The organism is Photobacterium kishitanii, from assembly GCF_003026355.1.
In the GTDB taxonomy this organism is placed as follows: Bacteria; Pseudomonadota; Gammaproteobacteria; order Enterobacterales; family Vibrionaceae; genus Photobacterium; species Photobacterium kishitanii.
On record NZ_PYON01000002.1, the window covers coordinates 116,643 to 138,340 of the forward strand.

Sequence of the window (21,698 nt, forward strand, 5' to 3'; positions counted from 1 at the left end):
TGGTTAATATTAACGAACAATTCATTACGCAATATATTGAACAATAAGTGTTTATTGTTCTGATGTGTTATTTGTTGATGGTGAATTGTCATAATTCAATATCAACAATATTAGCTGCAGTTTATACGCAATAGCTGCCTCGTTAGTTTATTAATTGGTATAACGAAACATGATTAATATTGATGAAAAAATATCACTGCCTCGCTCTCTTTCTTTAGGTGCGCAACATGTTTTAGCGATGGATTTATATATTGTTCCTATTATTTTAGCGGGTTTATTATCATTAACTGTAGCTGATACTTCGGCACTGATTCAAATGACATTTGTGGTCGCAGGACTAGCAACCATTATTCAATCACGGTGTTTATTAAAATTACCCGTCATGCAAGGCCCGTCTTATATACCTATTGGTGCTATTGCGGCGATTGGCCAAACCATGGGAATGGGGGCGGTTTATGGCGCATTAATTCCAGTTGCATTATTGGTAGCATTACTAGGTAAGCCCTTAAATTTATTTAGTAAAGCGGTGAGAAAACTGGTGCCACCAATCGTTGGGGGAACAGTGATCATTGTGGTGGGGATATCATTATTACCGATCGCGTTTAATGGTATTTACAGTGGTGAACGTCCCACTGCAAATGTTGTGATTGCACTGGTGAGTATGGTGTCACTGTCGAGCTTTATTTTATTGGGCTGTTTATTTAAATCATTGCATTGGTTGCGGTTAACCTCGGTGTTAAGTGCAATTGTATTAGGTACGTTGACTGCATCTTTTTATGGCATGACAGATTTTTCATCAGTGGCGACTGCGGCTTGGTTTGAATTGCCGAGTTTATTACCTTTTGGAGCGTTAACATTTGATCCGATTGCCATTTTGACGATGCTGTTTATCTCAATGATTGTGTTAGTTGAAACCACTGGCACATGGTGCGCTGTGAGTGCAGTGACTGGGGTTGAGTTAAAAGATGAGCGTTTAAACCGCGGTGCAACGGGTGAAGCTGTCGGGCATTTCTTTTGTGCAGCATTAGGTGGGAGCCCTGTTACGGGTTATTCAACCAATGCTGGCATTATTGCAGTAACTGGCGTTGCTTCGCGTCGTGCTATTATTGCCGGTGGCTTTATTTTGTTATTACTTGGATTAGTGCCTAAATTAACCAGTATCATTGCTTCTATTCCACATGCAGTGATTTCGGGGATTTTTACCGTTATTTGCGTTGTGATTGCGATGAATGGTTTTCGCGTTATTCAACATATTAACCTTAATGAACGTAATATGTTGGTGGTTGGTTTACCGATTATGTTGTCACTGGGCGCAGTATTAATGCCTCGTGAATTAGTTTACGCATTGCCGGAATTAATTGGTTATTTAGTTAATTCAGGGATTGCGATTGGTGCATTAGCCGCAGTAATACTGAATTTTGTTTTACCGAATGAACCTCAAATTGTAGCTGCTGAAATGGCAACTCAAACCGCGACTCAAACAAAAACAGAGACTAATGCATGATTGATATAACGATGATCAAATTTGCCGTTGTTGCTGATTGCTTTCATTGTCCGGTTAAAGGTGAGTTTGAGTTTAATGTTGATTGGTTATTATTAATCGATCATCAAGGGGATATAGCTGCAACCTATATTCCTCAACATCCACAATATGCCGATTTATTAGCGATATTTAAACGCAATAGCATTTTACACGTGATACCTAAAGGCGAATATTTATTACCGGGTTTAGTTGATTTACATTGCCATGCACCGCAATGGCCACAAGCGGGTAAAGGGCTTGATTTACCCTTGTATGATTGGCTACAAAATTACACTTTTCCGCTTGAAAATCGTTATTCAGATAATGCCTTTGCAGCGATGGTATACCAAGATGTTACCAAAACATTATTAGCAAATGGCACTACCAGTGCGGTCTACTTTGCGTCTATTCACCGTCAATCGACAGAGTTACTTGCACAAACATGTTTGAATGTCGGTCAACGTGCTTTTGTTGGTAAAGTGAATATGGACAATAGCGAACAGTGCCCAACATATTATTGTGAGCCTAGTGTTACTGCCGCGATTGATGAGACGGAATTGTTTGTTAATAACGTGTTTGAGCTTGCGGGTAACCAGTCACGATTAGTGCGTCCGGTAATTACACCGCGGTTTGTGCCAAGCTGTACTAGTGAGTTATTACAGCAATTAGGCGGATTAGTTCAGCGTTATGATCTGCACATGCAAACTCATTGCTCTGAAAGTGATTGGGCGCGTGATTACAGCATGCAACATTACGGTGCCAGTGATGTCACGATTTACGCGGATATGGGATTACTAAATAATAAATCGATTCTGGCACATTCTATTTTTCTAAATGATGCCGATATCGAAAAAATTAAGCAATTTAATGCAGGTGTTGGCCATTGTCCATTATCTAATATGTATTTTGCTAATGCAGCAATGCCAGCACGTGAGTTGTTAGATTTAGGTGTTCAAGTGGGCTTAGGAAGTGATATCGCAGGTGCGCCATCACCGTCTATTTTTCGAGCTAGTTTTGATGCTGTGAGTCATTCTCGTGTACGTGAAGAAGGGGTGAATATTTACTTACCGGCTTCTAAGCGTGGCACTGCCAATGTGCGTATCAGTTTTGTGGAAGCATTTTGGATGGCAACGGTTGGCGGTGGGCAAGTTCTTGATGCTAAAGTGGGTTTATTCAATCAGGGTTACCACTTTGATGCGATTGTCATTAAGTCTAATTCTGCTATTGGTAATTTACGCATTTGGCCTGAATTTGACAGTGCAAAAGATATTCTAGAAAAAATAATCACTTTAGCTCAGCCTGAAAACGTGGCTAAAGTATGGGTACAAGGTGAAGTAGTTATTTAATTTCGTTATTCTATTTGTTAATTATCAGCTTATTGATAATGCCGTTATATGTTTATGCATATAGCGGTTTTTTTATCTTTAATATAATGAAAAGTGTGATATTGAGCCAAGAGTAGCGGTTAGAAGAATATGCGGTATGTCACAGCGTATAATTGCTGCTACAAAAAGCCAGTGAATGCGTTATTTATCCTATATATCCTAATGTAAACTTTATTGATAATCCTGCCAGTATTTTTAACTGTAGTTATAAAAATAACAAGCTACAGACAATGTGATGAGCTAGGGAATGGATATGTCGACAATAAAAATAATGCCTTTGACGCTGATGGTCGCGGCAGTACTTGCTGGGTGTAACAATGAAACCATATATAACACTACCACGGTTGTGCCAGATAAAGATCGACCAGCGATTGAGTTAACGGGTAATACTAAGTTTGTCGACCCATTTATTGGCACTGGCTTTAACGGCCATACATTCCCTGGTGCAGTGGTTCCTGAAGGTATGATCCAATTATCACCAGATACTGAATTGCTCGGGTGGCACTCTTCATCAGGTTATCATTACGATAAAGATACCTTATTTGGTTTTTCTCATACCCACTTAAGTGGTACTGGTATGGGGGGATTAGGGGATATTTCATTTTTACCTTTTAGCGAAGATAACCAAAATTACATTGAAGGTAATGATGATTACCGTAAAGCTATTTCAGTTAAAATGGATAAAACAACTGAACATGCGGAAGTTGGTTATTATAGTGTCGAAATTGCAGATAATAATATTAAAGCAGAATTAACCGCTTCGGAACGTGTTGGTTTTCACCGCTATACTTATCCTCAAGGTGCTGATCAGAAATTAAAAATTGATTTAAATTCGATTTTAAACAGTGACTGGGGTTCTACTTCATTACGTAATCAATTAACCGTTAGCGATGATGGTTATACGATTACGGGTGAAAGAGATGCTGCCCATTTTTCTGGATGGGCTAAAAATCAGAAAATTTTCTTCCATGCAACGTTTGATAAAAAAATCAAACATGTAGTTATTCTTGCTAATGGTAAAGTTGTGGATGGCTTAACGGCAGAGCATGTTTCAGAATTACTGAGAGATGACGCTGGTAAGCCACTTAAACGTACTAAAGCTGACGTTACCGCCTATGTTGAATTTGAAGCAGGTGATACTCAAGTCGTGAATGCCGCAGTGGCTATTTCTGCCGTTAGTGCTGATGGTGCGAAAGCTAACCATGACGCAGAAGCACATCAATCCTTTGATGAAGCTCGAACAGCTGCGATAAAGAAATGGCAACGCGCCCTAAATTTTGATGTTAAAGGTGGTACCTCTGAGCAAAAAGAGATTTTCTATACCGCGCTTTACCATACAAAAATTGCCCCTCAAGTGCATCAAGATGTCACCGGTGAATTTAGAGGGATGGGGAAAGGTTCTATTCGTAATGGTGACGGTAATTACTCGATTGCCTATGGTCAAGCAACGGCAGAACAACCTAACTTTTCGGTCTATTCACTGTGGGATACCTTCCGCGCTTTACACCCACTAAAAACCATTACCGAGCCTGAGCGCGCAGTACAGTACGCTAAAAATATGGTTCAAAAGTGGGAGGAGAGTGGTTTATTGCCAAAGTGGGAACATTTGGGTGATGAAACTGGCACCATGATTGGTTATCCAGCAGTCGCGGTTATTGCTGATGCTATCACTAAATTCCCTGATGCATTTACGCCACAAGAGAAACAACAGGCGTTGCAAGCAGCAGTAGAGTCATCGACTTATGATAACCATACGACATTAGCACAAGAGTGGGATCTCGATGTTTTAAAACGGGTGTTACCTGAGGCGATTAAGTTTTCTCAGCAGCATGGTTTTGTGCCGGTAGCTAATGAGAATACTGAGAATATTAAAGAATCGGTGTCTTACGGCTTAGAAAATGCGTTTTATGATTGGGCGATTGCACAAATAGCAAAAGCGGCCGGTAATCCACAACTTGAGCAACAATATTTAGAGCGCTCACAAGCATTTCAACGTTACTTTGATCACAATCCAACCGAGTATGCTAAGCATGGTGTAACTGGGTTTATGCGCCCATTAACCATGGATGGTGAGTTTATTTCACCATTTGATCCGTATAAAACCGCCCATGAATCTGGCCCATATGCTGAAGGTAATGCATGGCAGTGGACATGGTTTGTACCGCACGATATTAATGGTCTTCAAGCTCAAATGGGCGGGCAGGCAGCGTTTGCTCAAAACCTAGATGCTACCTTTACTGCTGGCAGTGAAGGCACAGAAACTGCTGATATGTCTGGCATGATTGGCCAAGTTGCGTTTGGTAATGAGCCTTCGCACCATATTCCATACCTTTATAATTGGACGGCTGAGCCTTGGAAAACCCAAGAGGTTGTCGATTACATTTTAGATGAAATGTACTTTGCTGAGCCTGCTGGCATTATTGGTAATGAAGATGTGGGTTCAATGTCAGCTTGGTATGTGATGTCGGCAATGGGTTTCTATCAAGTTAATGCGGCAGAGCCGGTATATACCGTTGGGCGTCCGTTATTTGATGAAGTACGTTTACCTGTTAAAGATGGCTTCTTTACTGTCAAGGCATTAAATAACGCCGATGATAATATGTATATTAAATCGGTTTCAATTAATGGTAAGGCTTTAGATAACGGATTGTTCTTCAATCACTCAGAGTTTAAAGCGGGCGGTGAGCTGAAATTTGTGATGACAGGTGATAAATCACAAGTCATGAAATTACCAATGGTTGAATAAATCACTAATAATAAATAAAAAGGGAAGTTTAATTAACTTCCCTTTTTTATTCATTGTAATTACAACTATTAAATATAAAAAGTAGGGTCGTAAAATTTAATTATTTGAAGTTTGATGCTTAAAGTAGCTATAAACATAATTTATTGACGCATAAAACATCAAAACATATCCTAATAGCTCAGAACTTTCTTCGGCAATATTTTTTACTATACGATGGTAATCATGCCCTAAAACTTGATGCCACATGCTTCCCATACCAAATAATCGGGAGTATACCAAGGTGATACCAAGCCCTAAACATAGGATTGGAAAATAGTTGTTTTTCATAAACTCAGCTAAGGCTGAAAGCGTTTGTTCTCGTTCTTGAGAAGCATAAATAACGGTAATGAGTGCTATTATGGATGCGGGATAAACCCAAAAACCATGAAAGACTAATTGATCAAAAAATAAGTCTAGCTCTCTAATTAGCATACAGCTAAAAAAACCAGCAATAAGAAAGGCACAACGCCTATATAATGCTTGAGTCATGCCTAAATAAGCAAATGAAATGGAACAGCCGAATAATAATAACTCCTGAGTATATTCAGTTAACGATTGCTCCGGAATGTTATTTTTTAAATAAATAACATCATAGTTTATAATAATAAATGGGGTTGTTAATATCACTAAAAGAAAAATAAAATTAATGATTTTTAAAAAAATTATATTAGTATCTGAACGCATGTTATTACCAGTGGTATGGTTAAGCTATAAATTCTATTTCTTGTTTATCAGCATAAATAAAATATAGATATGATTGCAATGCTTATTTATATAAGTTCAGTATATGTTCAGAATTGTAATTTAGTAATGGTCATTTTTTCGATGAAATAAATATTCCGATCTAGGGTGTTGTTGTTATTTTTATTGTTTTATTTCATAGTGTTATGTTATTTGTTTTTTTAGTGCCCAAATAAAAATTTAATATTTATTAAAATCATTATTACTGCTAAGTAATAATGATTTTACGAGGGAAGATTATTCATATGGTTTTATTGTTGTTGTTTTTGAGTTAAAACCAACGCAAAAAAGCAATGTTTAAGTGATAACTATTGGATAAATATCTCGCTATAAATAAAAAACATTACAATGAGGAGTTAATATTTGTACAAATAGCATTTATTTTCATCTTAAATATTAATATTTAATAAAGTAAAAATAGTTCTACTTCCGCATGTTTATTATAAAATGAAATAACAAATATTATAATGGTCTGCAAAAAATAATTTAAAACGGATAGTTAATATATTGAAGCAATGTCACTAAATTATCTTTCAGTTATAAAAATCCAGTAAATGTTCTTTTTTGCTACTACTTAAAGGTTATGTTTGTTTTTATTATTGAGCAATAGCTAGTTGACGATAGATTTCTCTATGTCGCTTCCCAATAATAAATAATATAGGTCGAAAATAATGACAAATAAACTGAGTCCAGTAGCACTCTCTATTGCATTAGCAATGGGATTAGTTGGCTGTAATTCTGATGATACTGCGGTATCTAAAGATAATATTGCTTCAGTTTCAGACGTATATTTACAATATGTAAACCCATTTATTGGCACTGGTGCTGATGGCCATACCTTCCCTGGGGCGGTGTTCCCATCGGGTATGGTGCAGTTAAGTCCAGATACTGAAATGGAAGGTTGGGGATCGGCAGCTGGTTATTTTGATCATGGAAAGCAGCAAGATATCCCTGTATATGGCTTTTCTCATACCCATTTAAGTGGTACCGGTATTACAGATTTAGGTGATATATTAGTATTACCGTTTACTGAAAAATCGAATGTTACTTATAATACCTTTGATAAAGCCAATGAAACCGCTACTGCGGGTTATTATGCCGTTGAATTAAATCGTGGTGAGATTAAAGCAGAATTAACCACTACCGCACGGGTTGGCTATCATAAATATACCTTTGCTAAAGGTAGTACGCCTTTTATTAAATTCGATTTAGATCATACGCTAAATAAAAGTTGGGGTAACCGAACCACTGTCGGTAATATTGAAATTCTTGATGAATATACGATTCGAGGTCAACGTAGTTCCGACGGTTGGGCAAATAACCAACATATTTACTTCTATGCTAAATTTAACCAGCCAATTGTAAAAGCAACAGCATTAATCGATGGTGTTGAAACGGAAGTTAACTTAAATAACGAAAATATCGAAGCCACCAAGACCATCGCTTACCTAGAATTTGCCCCAACCACTCAACCGCTGGAATTAAAAGTTGGTTTATCTCCTACTGGGGTTGAAGGTGCAGAGAATAATCTTAATACTGAAGTACCAAGCTGGGGCTTTGACGGAGTTTTAGCGCAATCTCAACAAGCATGGCATAACGAGTTAGCAAAGGTTGAAGTTGAGGGTGGCACTGAAGATCAAAAAGAGATTTTCTATACTGCTATGTATCATGCCTCGATTGCACCGATGATTTTCCAAGATGTCGATGGTAAATACCGTGCTATGCGTACTCAAGAGATCAAAGAAGCCGGTGAGACGCCTAACTATTCAGTGTATTCAATGTGGGATACGTTCCGTGCTTTCCACCCTCTACAAACAATCATTAACCCTCAACGAGCAACTGAATATGCTAATGATTTAATTCGTAAATACAAAGATGGCGGTATGTTACCTAAGTGGGAGCTACAAGGGCATTATACCGGCACTATGATAGGGTTCCCTGCGATTTCAATTATTGCAGATGCGATGGCAAAAGATTTAAATGTTAATGCTCAGGATGCGTTAGAAGCGGCAGAGTTTACCGCGCGTTATCATGAGAAAAGTGAATTTCCTGATTGGACTGAAGATCAAAACATTGGTGCGGCTAACGTGGTACAAGTAAAGGTCTATGAAGAAAATGGTTTTGTTCATCATGGTTATTGGAACTCGGCATCATACACCTTAGAGTTTGCTTATGGTGATTGGGCAGTATCAGAAATTGCACGTATGGCAGGGGATGTGCAGTTACAAGATGAATTTCTGAAGCGTGCCGATAACTGGTTGCATCATTGGGATAAAGAGACGAGCTTTTTGCGACCAAAGAACCATCCATTAAGTGTTAGCCCTAATAAACCAGCATTGCAGTTTAATCAACCAATCGATGAGTCACGCAAAGATGAATGTGTGACGATTGATGTGGTGCAAACTGATGGTTCTATAAAAGAGATGGAAGACTGTCCATTATTGCCATTTGACCCATACTTTGTTGATGAATTTGCCTTTACTGAAGGTAATGCATGGCAATGGAAGTTCCAGCCAATGCACGATTTTGAGCGTTTAAAACAAGAAATCTATGCTGCTGATATGGCTAAAAATAAACCTGATATGACGCCTGAAAAATCATTTCGTGAGGACTTAGATGAGTTATTTACTGCCCGTTCTTCAAATACGGGTGAAGAGCTGCCGGATCTAACCGGTTATATTGGTCAATATATGCATGGTAATGAACCATCGCACCATATTCCATATTTGTACAATTTGACCGATGAGCCATGGAAAGCTCAAGAATATTTAGATCAAATCATGAACCAATTCTATACCACAGAACCAACGGGTTTAATTGGCAATGAAGATGTTGGCCAAATGTCAGCATGGTATATCATGAGTGCATTAGGCTTTTATCAAGTGACACCTGCTGATCCTAGCTATTCAATTGGTCGTCCATTGTTTGATAAGGTGTCTATTGACGTTAAAGGCGGTGAGTTCACTATTGTTGCTGATAATAATAGCCCTGTGAATAAATATGTGCAGTCGGTAACAATTAATGGTCAAGCGTTGGGTGACAACTTAACCTTTAAGCACAGTGATATTAAAGCGGGTGGTGAATTACGGTTTGTTATGACGGGTGATAAGAAACAAGCTTTGCAGGCAACATTTAATTAGAAACGGCAATAGTCATTAATCGTTAATGAAAGCGTGCTCTTATATAAGAGCACGCTTTTTTTATTATTAGTCAGTTGATAGATCTAACCCAAAATGATCATCACATGTCGTTTGACTGGGTTGATTGGTATTATCATAGCCACAATGATCTGTTGCGAGAATATTATATTCAGTTCGAGCTTCTGCGAGTAATTGAAAAAATTCGGTTTTAGTTACTTTGCGCTCTCGGTAATAACTCGCATAAGTCGGACTGCCAGAGAAAAACCCTTGAGCGGTGCGTACTCGAGTATCATTTGGCGGTAAGGTCGTGAGCTGATTTTGCATAATACTGCCATCTGGCATCCGCACCTGATAAAGTACACTATCATCGCCAATAAGAGTCGTTTTTGTGTCTAACGTCATACCAAAAGACTCAAATGGCCCTGATATGTTACCACTGCAATCACTGGCTTTTTGATCTGCACTGAAGATCTTTTCATTACCATTAATACCGCAAATACCATTACCTAATGCGACGGTGGTTTCATCACATAATTCTGCTAATTTGGGTGGGTATAAAAATACATTACGTTGTTTAATTGCATTACCAAGCACTTCTAAATGAATAAAACCTTGGTAATTATCATAACGATATGGCCAGCGGCTGGAGACTTGAGGCGTACCATCTGCGCCAAGTAAGGTATATTCACCAACCCAGTAGCCGTTTTCTCGTTGCCATGGCGTAAAATCAAGTAATTGAAAATTTTCGACATCACACTCATCGTCTGCGGCAGCTAAAACTGGTGCTGATTGTTCAGTTTCAGTGATTGGTATTGGCGTTTCAACGACAGAGGATTCGGCATTTGTAGCTGTACTGTTGGTATTATCGTCATTACAAGCACTGAGCATGGCAGTACTTAAACATAATAATGTAGGAATAAGATAAGGAAATTTAGGCATAAGGAAACCTACGTTATGGCAAGAATATATAAAAACCTAGCCAATTTAGATGGTTATCGATGACTTACTTTTAAGAATATGTTGTCAATTATTATGAAAGAGTAGACTTTGTTACAACTTCGTATCTTTCATACAAATTGAAACATATTGCTGATATTTAAAAGAAACCAGAGCGAGTATATTTTATTTCAACACCCTTTCTTCTTTTTCCATTTTCACGGTTGTTGATCTTCTCAATCGTTTCAAGGACAGCAACAATGACAAGGTTTAAGTTAAGGATAACTCATGGTCTATCCCATCATCCTGATATTATAAAAGAGACCACGAATCCTCGACAGGCTTTACGTTTTCTTGAACGTGAAGTATCACCTTATACGTGTAGCTTTACTAAAATTATCACCACAGATAATAAACAGTATGTGAAAAGTGTGGCTGAGGATGATAGCCAAGCATTTCGCGATGATTATGTACCTGATAATCAGTTTGTTGTTTGGTGGCAAAGAGTGTGGGGGTTTATATCCAATAAGAGTAAATAATGACAATTTTTAAAAGCGCCACCCCGCGAGTATGATCACGGCAGGGTGGGGTTGGTGTTAGCGTGGTTGCATCATTTGAAGAAGGGAATGATCACTTGGTCATGATCACTTCAGCTTGACGTTCTTCAGGCTTATCCATTCCAGTTTGCCATAACCAGTAAGTAATATTACCTGGGCAATTTAAGCTCACTACTTTGTGATTACCGTGGCAATCAATCGCGTGAATAGTCACGCCCTCGGTATAACCATCCTTTAGGTAATCGAGATCACGAATCGCTTCATACACCGCTTCATCTAAACTCATGCCCATTTTCATATACAGCACCACAGCATGAGCAGTTGAACAACGAATACTCATTTCACCGGTGTGAGTACAAGCACAAGCACCATAGCGACTGTCAGCATAAGATCCTGCCCCAATAATTGGACTATCCCCTAAACGACCTGGGTATTTCCATGCCCAGCCAGATGTAGAAGTTGCTGCGGTAATTTTGTTATTAATATCACTGCTAAGAAAAACCGTGGTATCACGTACGCGCTCAGGATCAGTGGCGTTGTTAGAAAGTGGTGCGAGTGGCACGTTGGGAAATGCCGCTTGCTGCTCAGGAGTCATTGCGAGTGCTAATTTCTGCCACCACACTTGTTTTGAATCTTCGATAAGGTTATTACCTGCAACAGCGTCAATTTCATTAGCAAAAATAGCTGCGCCTTCACCGACTAAAATTTCATGATTGAGATCGGTCATCACCTTGTAAGCAACTTCAATCGGGTGGATATAACCTTTTAATGCACCGACAGCGCCAGTACGTAAGTTGTCACCGTCCATTACCGAGGCATCTAATTCCATTTCACCTAATACATTTGGCCAACCGCCATAGCCAACGGTGCGAACTCGTGGGTCTAACTCAACCAATTTAATGCCTTCAACCAATGCGCGTAAGCCTTCTTCTCCAGCTTGTAAGCGACGAGCTGAGGCTTCAATGCCCGGATAGGCTTCTGAGTTTGCTAATAAGATCATTTTTTCGTCCTTGTTATTGGTGCAACTGATCTTGCAAGATCAGCTGTTGGCAGAGTTCGGTTAATAATAGGGTGCCGTAGCCTGTGGCTGCTTTGCTGTAAATTTTGCGGTGAGTCATACCGAGTGACATTGCGGCTGAATCAATATGGATCCATTTTTGATTAGGCTGAATAAAGTGTGATAAAAATGTCGCTGCCACGCAGGGACTGCCGTCAGGCTCTTCACTACCATGGCGAAGATCAGCAAAGTCACTTTCAAGGGCGGTCGTAAACATGCCACCTACTGGCATCGGCCATAGAGGCTCTGAACATGCTTGACCTGCGATGTTAGCATTAGCTATCAAGTCATGATCATTACCCATCAATGAGGCATAAGCTTTGCCGAGCGCAATCCCAGTACCGCCGGTTAAGGTCGCAATATCAACTAAATAGTCTGGCTGATAGTGCTGTTGGGCATAGTGGAGTACATCGGCAAGTACCATCCGTCCTTCAGCATCTGTAGTGATGATCTCAACACTGGTTTTATTGAGCATGGTGACCACATCGCCGGGTTTAATTGCTTTACCAGAAGGCATGTTTTCAACTAATCCACACAATCCAATCACTCGAATCGGTAATTGCAGTTGTGCGATGGCATTTAATGCACCAACTACCGCCGCCGCACCGCCCATATCAACTTTCATGGTGCTCATATAACGTGGCTGTTTAAGGCTAATACCACCAGTATCAAAGGTGACTCCTTTGCCGACTAAAGCCACTGTAAATTTTGGGTTTTGAGGATGATAATCGAGGCACAATAAACGTGCTTCGCGATCACTGCCTTGAGCGATACTCATTAAACCGCCAAAACCTTGTTCAAGCATCATGGCATCATCAAGATATGATAATTCAATGTGGTTAATGGCTAATGCTGTCACCGCTTCTACAAATGATTGCGGGTAAATAACATTCCCTGGTTTGTTGATTAATTCACGCGCAATGAGTTGACTGTGAGCCAGAATTTTACCATGGTCAAACGCATTGCTATCGGCACTATTGGCATTAACGAGGGTGAAATCTGCCACTCGCGGTGCTAAGTTAGAGTTATTACTATGGCAATAATGATAGCTTGATAAAGCGAGTCCAAAAGACAACCATTTGAACCATTGCTGGTGGCTAAATTGAGTCGCAATATTATCGTCAATACATAGCTGTAGCGTTGTCGCTTGGGTAAATGTTGTTGCGATTAAATAACCAATATCTTGAATGTCTGCTACCGTAATTACACCTTTACTGATCTCGGCATTAAAATGACTAATGTCTTGGTTAACGGTTAATTGCTGACTTTTTCCTAGCGTAAGATGGACTGTACGGATTAACTGATCGCACGGTTGGACACGGGAAAATGTTATCGTAAACAAAGAACTGTTCATTATTTAGTTCCGCCATCAGCAATTGGATGAGGCATTTCAGTTTGGGTTTGAAGTTGGTTGGTATCGCTACGCTGTTGCCAACGACGCATACCTTTGTGAGAGCGCAATTGTGGGTTCGCAATTTCATCCACGGCGAAGTTTAATAACGATAACCCGATGGCAATAAAGATTAGTGCCAGACATGGCGCCAGAATTTCCCACCAAGCACCAACTAGCATTGATGATGAGGTTTGGACGTTATACAGCATCACTCCCCAGCTAATAGAATTGGGATCACCAAGACCTAAGAATGACAAACTGGCTTCAGTCATAATTGCGAGTAGTACACAACCAATAAAACTCGCGCCAACAATGGACATTAAGTTGGGAAGGATCTCGACAGCAATAATTCGCCATGGTGATTCGCCGAGTACTTCGGCTGCCCGAATAAATTCTTTTTCCCTAACCGATAAGGTTTGAGCGCGCACGACACGCGCTCCCCATGCCCATGAGGTAATCGCAATAACCACAGCAATTGTCAGCGGCCCTGCTTGACCGATGAAAGCCGCAATAATAAAGAGTAATGGTAACTGTGGAATCACCAGCATGATGTTCATTGCTGCAGTTAGGATTTCATCGACCTTGCCACCAAAGTAACCAGCAGAGACACCAATAAGGGTTGCTAAAAAACACACCATTAGTCCAGCACCAAGTCCTACGGCAATGGATGTACGCGCACCATAGATCACTTGCGACCATACATCACGTCCCATACGGGTTGTCCCCAGAATGTGATCCGCGTCTTTTGACATCAGCAGGGTACGTTTGTTGGTGGCGAGGTTCGTTGCTATCCAACCATCAGGATTGTTCTGAGCCGCTTTTACCACAAAGGCTGGGTATTCATGTGGGTAGCCAGTACCACGGTCAGGGGCGTGTTGGGTGATCAATGGGGCAAAAATAGCGGCAAATCCAAAAAGCAGCAGGAGACATAAGCCCGCTAGTGATTTTGGGTTACGGATTAATAGTTTAATAAGACCCATCATATTATTTATCTCCTTTACGCAGGCGAGGATCTAGCACCACAATTAACAGATCAGCCATAAAATTAAAGAACAGCATAAACATGGTCATTAACAGTAATTGTCCTTGCAGGACTTGATAATCACGGGCGTGAATGGCATTTAATAGCACAGTACCAAGCCCTGGGTAGTTAAAGATCATTTCAACGATTAACTGACCACTAATAGCTGTACCTAGTGCCATTGAAAGTGCAGTGACGCTTGGTAACATAGCGTTACGTGCGGCATAGTTAAAAATCACTCGATGTTCGCTAAGACCTTTGGCTTTGGCCATGGTGATAAAATCTTCATTAAGAAGGTTAATCATGTTGTTACGCATGCTAATTAGGAAACCACCAATTTGGCTAACAGTGGCACACAATAATGGTAGGGCGGCGTGGTACATCACATCTTTATAGAAAGCCCAACTTGACCAGTCTGGCGTGGTACCTGACGTGTAGGCATTTCCCGTTGGAAACCACTCTAAACCAATAGCAAAAGTGAACATTACCAGCATGGCAATAACGACCGATGGGATTGATTGCACCACCAACATACTTGGTGAAATAAAGCTATCGTAATAACTACCACGACGCCAAGCGGCAAAAATGCCCATTATCGAACCGATACAAAACGATAAAATAACCGCGCTGCCAGTTAAAAATAATGACCAGCCAATAGCGCCGCCTAATAAATCATTAACCGATAACGGATAAAATTTAATTGAGGTTCCCCAATGACCCGTAAATATATTGATAAGGTAGGAAAAATATTGTTCATATAAAGGACCATCGACAAAGCCAAGTAATTTCTTCATGGCTTCTATACGCTCTGGACTTACATGTGCTGTAGCGTTGGCAAACATCATTGTCACCGGATCACCGGGCATTGCTCGAGGTAATATAAAATTTAATGTCGCCGCAAATAATAATGCGACAAAATAAAACGATAATCGCCGAAAAAAGAATCCCATCTTAGTTATCCCTAATAAAGATATATATTCGAGAAATAAAAACCGCAACCGAAAGTGCTGTTGCGGTATTTATTTATTATGCTTTTGGTTTAAGATCTAATACGTGTAATAAACGCTCAGGTACACCAGACCAAGCTAAAGGACGGCCTTTAGGATTGTCACTGCTCCACCAACCGGTGTAACGACTTTCATTGAATTGGTAGACATCAACGCCAGACATTACAGGAATGGTGATTTGATTTTCTGCAATGATTTTCTGGATCTTATGGGCAATATCTTTTTGTTGATCTTGATTGGCTGTTTTGTAGAAGCTATCAAGCAATTGGTCTAGTTCAGCGTTTTTAAAGAAGTGCATCGCAAAGCGTGGCATGCTGGCACCTTCTTGGTAACGGGAGTGATAGGCGCTGTTCCAATAACGGTAGGGATCGGCACCGTTGAAGTAATTAGTGTAGGCCATATCATAACTACCACTGGTCATCGCTTGGTTATAAACAGCAAAGTCAGAGGTTCTGGCTTTAGCATTAATACCGGCTATTTGCAGTTGTTCAACCCCGAGTTGAACGGTGTTATTAAAATCGGTCCAACCTGTAGGTGATTGAATTTCAATTTCTATTTTTTTGCCTGTTGGGGTTTCAATATAGCCATCGCCATCAATGTCTTTAAAGCCCGCTTGAGCTAATAGTGCCTTTGCATTATCAATATTATAGGTGTTGAAGCCTTTGTATTGATTATAAATATCTTTATTTGCCCAGAACTCTAAGCCTTTTCCTAGCCCTGATGCGTAATCATTAACAATGCCATTACCATAGAAGGCGACATCAATGATTTTTTGGCGATCGATCGCCATAGAAAGTGCGCGGCGGAAATCAATATTATTAATGGCTTCGTTATTACCAGGGTGCGGCGATTTGAAGTTCATCATAAAAGCTTGTGTGCTAGCAGCAGGGTACCAGTATTTATGGTTGGGGTTACGGGCGGCATAGATCATATCAACGTCAGGAATAAAGGCACTGGTCCAGTCGAGCTCTGACTTAATGATTTTATTGAGTAACTGATCGTTAGTGGCAATTTGTGGTACTCGCAGACAGTCAACTTCAAGATTGTCATTATCCCAATAATTAGGGTTACGACATTGCACATATAGCTGCGGAGTAAAAGTCTCGATTTCTGTAAATGGACCTGAGCCGATAGGGTTTTCATTAGTAAATAGTTCCGGGTTTTTAATGTCTTTCCAAATATGTTTGGGTACGATAGGAATCGTAGATATTTCATAAGGTAAGTTAGAATTCGCTTCAGTTAATTCAAAAATAACCTTGTTACCATCTTGATAAACACGCTTGATCCAGTTGTCCATGCTTTTAGGATCAAGTTCTGGCTTATCATGAATAAGTTGGAATGAATATACGACATCTTCTGCGGTAAAGGGCTTACCATCAGACCACTTTACACCTTCACGGATTTCAAATGTCACCTGCATAAGATCATCAGACATGTAGTAATTTTTAGCTAACCGCATAACGGGCTTATTACCGTGCATTTGGTTAAAAATGACTAAAGGCTCATAAATAAAGTCGGAGGTGGTACGTAAGTTTGTCGCAAGGTAGGGGTTAAAGTTACGTATCATCGTGGGGTAAAAATCAGCCACAATCGTTAGGTGATTTTTTTCTTCAGCAAAAGCTGTTGGTGCGCTAAGGGCAGCTAATGTCACTAACGCTAAGCTATGCGCTTTATTTATAATCATGAAGATTCCTTATTATAGATGTAGGGTTTAAATTCCGTGTTAAACATGGTGTAAGCTGGTTATATGTATTAATTACTATTATTTCTTTTGAATGTGATTAATTTGAACATGGTCGCAAATATTATTTTTACTTTTATTATTTATTTAATATGGTGCTGATCTCATTTTTATATTTAAAGATTAAATAGGAATAAAAAGTTTGAAAATAAAAGTCGTAACAAGATACGCATATAAAAATATGCGTATTTGAATTATTATTAATATGGTTTAATAAAGTTTATAAATTAATATGTGCCTCGAAGATGATATAAGGTTAAATTTTGTTTTAGTGTTTCAAGATCACACTCACCAATATAATCAATTCGATGTTTAGCACCCGTTATATGGCTTGGTAATAAAGTAAAGCTACTGTCATTAAAGCGCCCCTGACATTCAAGTTGTGGTTCAACAAATAATGCTGGGTGATCACAGTCTAATTCTAGCCAAATACTATCGTTATCTTGCTGCCAGGTGGCGGCAATAGTCGAATGCTGTAATTGTGCATGTTTAAATAAACACGGGAAATGATCATTTTCTGTCACACTCCCATCTGCACAAGTTAAGCTAACATGGTAAAAAAACTGTTTGGTTTCAGCCGCTGTTAGAGCTTCATCAGATCGCCATAGAATAGCACTGCTATCTGGGGTTAACTGTGTCTCTAATGGCCATGTCGCAACGACATTACCTTGCCAATCTACCTTGATCACCTTTCCGGTAATTGGCATTGATTGATGATGATCATTAACCACATGTAGGCATAATGGCTGTTGCGGTTGCTGAATAAATGTTGCTAATACCGGTGCGAAGAAACGTTTAGCATGGTGATGGAGCTGTTTCCAGCGTCCGGTATATTCAATGCTCGACCATGAGCTTACAGGCCAGCAATCATTAAGTTGCCAATAAAGAATGCCGCGACAATGTTGTTTATTTGCACGCCAAAATTCAGTTGCGGTTTTTATTGCTAATGCTTGTTGGACTTGGCTTAAGTACAACATATTGGCAAAACCGACCGGGAAGCGGAAATAACGGGTAAACATCTCGGTAATAATACTGTTACCACGGCCATTTTTTTGATGCTGTTCAAAAGTCGGTGAGGTGACGTTCCAATCTTCAACATCAGCAAAGGTTTTGACCGTTGGCAGTGATGGCCATGATTGATAACCAAATTCGGAACAAAAACGTGGCTTAACACTGTGGTAAGCATCAAACGATTTACCTGAATGCCATACATCCCAAAAATGCATATCACCACGGTTATCATCATGCCATGCATCACCAAAATCGAGTTCGCCATTACACGGTGAACTGGCCCAAAAACGACGACTTGGATCGTACTGTTCAACCACTTGTTGCAGCATGCGATTTAAACGGTCGTAGTTAACCACATATTTTTCACGATTGTGTTTAGATTCGTCATACCAGCCAATAGCACCAATCACTTCATTATCACCACACCATAATGCCAGTGATGGGTGAGCGGCTAAGCGTTTAACTTGATCTCGAATTTCTAATTCAACATCCGCTAAAAATTCAGGGGTTGATGGATACAACGCACAGGCAAACATCAGATCCTGCCATACCAATAATCCGAGTTCATCGCACAATTCATAAAAAATATCGTGCTCATACATACCACCGCCCCAAACGCGGATCATATTCATATTAGCCGCAACGGCATCTTCTAATAATTGACGGTAACGTTCTGGTGTCTGACGACTAGGCAGGGCATCTAGTGGAATCCAGTTAGCTCCTTTGGCGGTGATTGCATTACCATTAACGACAAATGTCATTGCACTACCAATATCATCAGCTTGAGTATTTAATACTAATTCGCGCAAACCGAGTTTTTTGGTGATGGTTTGATTATCGAGGGTAACAACCAATGGATATAACGGTTGAGCACCATAGCCCGCGGGCCACCACCGTTGTGGCTTAGTCACAATAACCGTTGTTGTTATCGTTTGGTGGCCTTTGGTTGCACTATCTAGGCTAATAGTGTGCAGTTGCTGATTAAAATCGAGTGTAAGTGTTTGCTCCGCATGTGCAGTTATTACTTCGTATTCAATAGTAAACCTGACTTCACAGCTGCCATTGGTTAGCCATGTTTGTTGAGTACCAACATGGTGTAAACGGGTGTGATACACAGGGGTTAATGTCAGTGACTGGTATACGCCAGTTGATAATAAACAAATGCCCCAATCCCAACCAGCATGACATTGCGTTTTACGAAGGGTATTCATATGCGGAATTTGATTATTACCCACGGCCCACGGTACAGCAAAAGGCAATCTATCCGCGCGGCGTTTGGCTTCAATATCATTACGCGCCAATGCAATACTAATATGGTTAATACCGCGCTGTAGATAAGGCAGTACATCAACCTGATAAAGACGAAACATATTACTGCAGGTCAACACTTGGGTACCATTAATACAAATTACCGCCATGGTATCAACAAACGATAAATCTAAATCAAAGGCTGTTACATCAAGCTGATCTTGTTCGACAGTGAATTCACGAGTAAGTAACCATTCACTTTCACCAACCCACTGAATTAACGTTTCGTTACAGCCATAGTAAGGTTGCGGTAATAAATCTGCAGCGATAAGAGCAGAGTGAACATCACCAGGTAAGGTGCACGTTGTATGAATATGAGAATGCTGAGGTGAAGTGAGCGTCCACTGACCATCTAATGAAATATGTGACACGTAACAATCCTTATTATTGTGTGAAAATGAAGCAACACGAAACACAATGAAATAAGAGTGTATTACTATATAAAGTGAATTAGCAGTGGATTAAACATGCAATAACTGGACTTTTGTATCAATTTGATGGATTTGTGACCGGCTTATATCACTTTTGTCGTTAGTCACTATTGTTGCAATTAACAATAAGTTACGCTGAAAATTTTTAATTATGTGGATTAAAAAAGCAGTAGTTAACAACCACTGCTTGGTTAATTAATGGACTCGGTATTCGGTAGGAGTCTTGCCTGTTTTTCGCTTAAAGACTCGACAAAAATAATTAGAATCATGGTAGCCACAGCGAGTCGCGACTTCCTCCAAACGGAAGTTGTAGCGTTTTAACATAAATTTAGCCCGCTCCAATCGTACCCAGGCAATATAATCGGCAAAGCGCATATGGCCTTCTTGACGAAATAAACGTGACAAGTGATTTGGGGAAATATTAAACCGCTCAGCAACAGTATTGCGGTTGATATTGCGATGGAAGTTTTCTTGCACGTAAATACAAATACCTTTAAATAAATCTTGGCTACGGCGAGTACAATCGGTGGTCGGCATTTCCAACATATCTTTGCAGTAACACAGTAATGCGATTAATAAAAATTTATCCGCCGGCTGTTTTTTCTTTTCGTGGGTGAGGCTTGATAGCGCATTGAGAATATGATCGATAGCATGGCTACTACGTTGTGGCACACTGTATTTTTGGACATCATAAAAACCATCTTCATTCTCACGCTTACTGACTAAGCTAAAGCCAAGCTGACTTTTACCAAATAATAAGCTTAATACTGAGCATTCGTGTTGCCAGTCAGGTTTATTCCACGCGTTGGCGGGAATGAATAATGCGTCACCAACCCCAAGCGTGACATCGGTGATGTCTGGTTGTTGGTTATCAAAACTATTGGCATAGCGGCCTTTAAATACTAATTCTAAGCGTGGAAAGTTAACTTGGTAACTCGATTCAAGTGGCAGTAATGAATCACCTGCAAACCAGATGTCATTTAAAGATTCAAAATCAGAAATGGCACTATCGAGTAAATCGATAAAAATATTATGCATGTCTTGCGTCTACTTATTGTTATTTTTCATGGACGTGGACTAACAAATCGATACAGACGTATTAAACGTACCTTATGTGTTAATGTGCGTATTATTATTTAGCTAGTTATTGAATGCGATACAATGCTTTTGAATTTGTTATGTTGATACAAGTTTATTGAGTTGGTAGAAGTATTATGCGCATTTTTGAGTTGTTATAGAAAAAGCCACCTTAAAGAACGTGATCTAAGGTGGCTTTGTTTTAGGGGGAAATTGAGACACTTTAATTTAGTCGTGTCTTATGTGGCATTAAGCTTGAGCTAGATGCGCTTCAATTTTATCCATGATTTGTGGTGCTTTCTTTACCGCATCAGCCACACCAACACGGACAATTTTTTTACCCGCGAAACGCTCTTCGTTTTTAATCGCAATGTCTTTCGTTAGAATCACGATATCAGCGTCAGCTACATCACTCATCGTAATTTCATTTTCAATGCCGATAGAGCCTTGTGTTTCAATCTTAACATCCCAACCTTTTGCTTTTGCCGCTGTTTCTAGTGCTTCTGCTGCCATGTACGTGTGTGCAACACCAGATGGGCAAGATGTAATACCTAATAATTTCATGTGAATCTCCAAATTTATTATT

The 21,698-nt window shown here is 39.8% G+C and carries 15 protein-coding genes; 5 read left to right on the top strand and 10 right to left on the bottom strand.

What is annotated here, in order from left to right; translation table 11 throughout:
• Positions 1-169: 169 nt before the first annotated feature.
• The 3 genes from C0W29_RS02745 (at position 170) to C0W29_RS02755 (ending at position 5,653) form a co-directional block, all read left to right on the top strand.
• On the top strand, positions 170-1,504 hold the full coding sequence (locus tag C0W29_RS02745; protein ID WP_045045630.1) for a uracil-xanthine permease family protein: 1,335 nt from the start codon (positions 170-172) through the stop codon (positions 1,502-1,504).
• The gene (locus C0W29_RS02750) at positions 1,501-2,868 is read left to right on the top strand and encodes an amidohydrolase family protein (protein WP_045045629.1); all 1,368 of its coding nucleotides are present in this window, start codon (positions 1,501-1,503) and stop codon (positions 2,866-2,868) included. Before C0W29_RS02745 ends, C0W29_RS02750 begins: the two co-directional genes overlap by 4 nt.
• Before the next feature lie 292 nt (positions 2,869-3,160).
• Positions 3,161-5,653 (top strand): GH92 family glycosyl hydrolase, encoded by a 2,493-nt coding sequence (locus C0W29_RS02755; RefSeq protein WP_045045628.1) that lies wholly within the window; start codon positions 3,161-3,163, stop codon positions 5,651-5,653.
• A gap of 96 nt (positions 5,654-5,749) precedes the next feature.
• On the opposite strand, the gene C0W29_RS02760 is transcribed toward C0W29_RS02755, so the two are convergent.
• Positions 5,750-6,376, bottom strand: a complete 627-nt coding sequence (locus tag C0W29_RS02760) for a hypothetical protein (RefSeq protein ID WP_045043718.1) — start codon at positions 6,374-6,376, stop codon at positions 5,750-5,752.
• A gap of 728 nt (positions 6,377-7,104) precedes the next feature.
• Here C0W29_RS02760 and C0W29_RS02765 point away from each other — a divergent pair.
• Positions 7,105-9,573, top strand: a complete 2,469-nt coding sequence (locus C0W29_RS02765) for a GH92 family glycosyl hydrolase (protein WP_045045627.1) — start codon at positions 7,105-7,107, stop codon at positions 9,571-9,573.
• A gap of 66 nt (positions 9,574-9,639) precedes the next feature.
• On the opposite strand, the gene C0W29_RS02770 is transcribed toward C0W29_RS02765, so the two are convergent.
• The gene (locus tag C0W29_RS02770) at positions 9,640-10,512 is read right to left on the bottom strand and encodes a hypothetical protein (RefSeq protein ID WP_045045626.1); all 873 of its coding nucleotides are present in this window, start codon (positions 10,510-10,512) and stop codon (positions 9,640-9,642) included.
• 257 nt (positions 10,513-10,769) lie between these two features.
• Between C0W29_RS02770 and C0W29_RS02775 the strand changes: the two genes are divergently transcribed.
• Positions 10,770-11,048 carry a hypothetical protein gene (locus C0W29_RS02775; RefSeq protein WP_036791856.1) on the top strand — a complete coding sequence of 93 codons (279 nt, stop codon included), beginning with the start codon at positions 10,770-10,772 and terminating at the stop codon, positions 11,046-11,048.
• Between the two features lie 91 nt (positions 11,049-11,139).
• Here the strand turns inward: C0W29_RS02775 and C0W29_RS02780 are convergent, their stop codons facing one another.
• The 8 genes from C0W29_RS02780 to C0W29_RS02815 all read right to left on the bottom strand — a co-directional run bounded on the left by C0W29_RS02780 (position 11,140) and on the right by C0W29_RS02815 (position 21,676).
• A complete protein-coding gene (locus C0W29_RS02780; protein WP_036791858.1) occupies positions 11,140-12,066 on the bottom strand; it encodes a N(4)-(beta-N-acetylglucosaminyl)-L-asparaginase in 927 nt (308 codons plus the stop codon).
• A gap of 13 nt (positions 12,067-12,079) precedes the next feature.
• Positions 12,080-13,477, bottom strand: a complete 1,398-nt coding sequence (locus C0W29_RS02785; RefSeq protein ID WP_045045625.1) for a leucyl aminopeptidase family protein — start codon at positions 13,475-13,477, stop codon at positions 12,080-12,082.
• A complete protein-coding gene (locus tag C0W29_RS02790; protein ID WP_045045624.1) occupies positions 13,477-14,499 on the bottom strand; it encodes an ABC transporter permease in 1,023 nt (340 codons plus the stop codon). Before C0W29_RS02790 ends, C0W29_RS02785 begins: the two co-directional genes overlap by 1 nt.
• A 1-nt stretch (position 14,500) precedes the next feature.
• Positions 14,501-15,487: an ABC transporter permease gene (locus C0W29_RS02795; RefSeq protein WP_045045623.1), complete on the bottom strand. Its 987-nt coding sequence runs from the start codon at positions 15,485-15,487 to the stop codon at positions 14,501-14,503.
• A 76-nt stretch (positions 15,488-15,563) separates the two neighbouring features.
• Complete coding sequence (locus C0W29_RS02800) at positions 15,564-17,228, bottom strand: ABC transporter substrate-binding protein (protein ID WP_045043723.1); 1,665 nt, start codon at positions 17,226-17,228, stop codon at positions 15,564-15,566.
• Between the two features lie 284 nt (positions 17,229-17,512).
• The gene (locus tag C0W29_RS02805) at positions 17,513-19,975 is read right to left on the bottom strand and encodes a beta-mannosidase (protein ID WP_045045622.1); all 2,463 of its coding nucleotides are present in this window, start codon (positions 19,973-19,975) and stop codon (positions 17,513-17,515) included.
• Positions 19,976-20,230: 255 nt separating this feature from the next.
• Positions 20,231-21,073 carry a helix-turn-helix transcriptional regulator gene (locus C0W29_RS02810; protein WP_036791874.1) on the bottom strand — a complete coding sequence of 281 codons (843 nt, stop codon included), beginning with the start codon at positions 21,071-21,073 and terminating at the stop codon, positions 20,231-20,233.
• A gap of 288 nt (positions 21,074-21,361) precedes the next feature.
• Positions 21,362-21,676, bottom strand: a complete 315-nt coding sequence (locus C0W29_RS02815) for a PTS fructose-like transporter subunit IIB (protein WP_045043726.1) — start codon at positions 21,674-21,676, stop codon at positions 21,362-21,364.
• Positions 21,677-21,698 lie beyond the last annotated feature (22 nt).

Excerpts from the sequence above, each read along its gene's own strand:
- C0W29_RS02795 (WP_045045623.1), bottom strand. The coding sequence starts at position 15,487 with ATGGGATTCTTTTTTCGGCGATTATCGTTTTATTTTGTCGCATTATTA.
- C0W29_RS02775 (WP_036791856.1), top strand. The coding sequence starts at position 10,770 with ATGACAAGGTTTAAGTTAAGGATAACTCATGGTCTATCCCATCATCCT.
- C0W29_RS02760 (WP_045043718.1), bottom strand. The coding sequence starts at position 6,376 with ATGCGTTCAGATACTAATATAATTTTTTTAAAAATCATTAATTTTATT.
- C0W29_RS02770 (WP_045045626.1), bottom strand. The coding sequence starts at position 10,512 with ATGCCTAAATTTCCTTATCTTATTCCTACATTATTATGTTTAAGTACT.
- C0W29_RS02790 (WP_045045624.1), bottom strand. The coding sequence starts at position 14,499 with ATGATGGGTCTTATTAAACTATTAATCCGTAACCCAAAATCACTAGCG.
- C0W29_RS02780 (WP_036791858.1), bottom strand. The coding sequence starts at position 12,066 with ATGATCTTATTAGCAAACTCAGAAGCCTATCCGGGCATTGAAGCCTCA.
- C0W29_RS02815 (WP_045043726.1), bottom strand. The coding sequence starts at position 21,676 with ATGAAATTATTAGGTATTACATCTTGCCCATCTGGTGTTGCACACACG.
- C0W29_RS02765 (WP_045045627.1), top strand. The coding sequence starts at position 7,105 with ATGACAAATAAACTGAGTCCAGTAGCACTCTCTATTGCATTAGCAATG.
- C0W29_RS02755 (WP_045045628.1), top strand. The coding sequence starts at position 3,161 with ATGTCGACAATAAAAATAATGCCTTTGACGCTGATGGTCGCGGCAGTA.
- C0W29_RS02800 (WP_045043723.1), bottom strand. The coding sequence starts at position 17,228 with ATGATTATAAATAAAGCGCATAGCTTAGCGTTAGTGACATTAGCTGCC.
- C0W29_RS02745 (WP_045045630.1), top strand. The coding sequence starts at position 170 with ATGATTAATATTGATGAAAAAATATCACTGCCTCGCTCTCTTTCTTTA.
- C0W29_RS02785 (WP_045045625.1), bottom strand. The coding sequence starts at position 13,477 with ATGAACAGTTCTTTGTTTACGATAACATTTTCCCGTGTCCAACCGTGC.
- C0W29_RS02750 (WP_045045629.1), top strand. The coding sequence starts at position 1,501 with ATGATTGATATAACGATGATCAAATTTGCCGTTGTTGCTGATTGCTTT.
- C0W29_RS02810 (WP_036791874.1), bottom strand. The coding sequence starts at position 21,073 with ATGCATAATATTTTTATCGATTTACTCGATAGTGCCATTTCTGATTTT.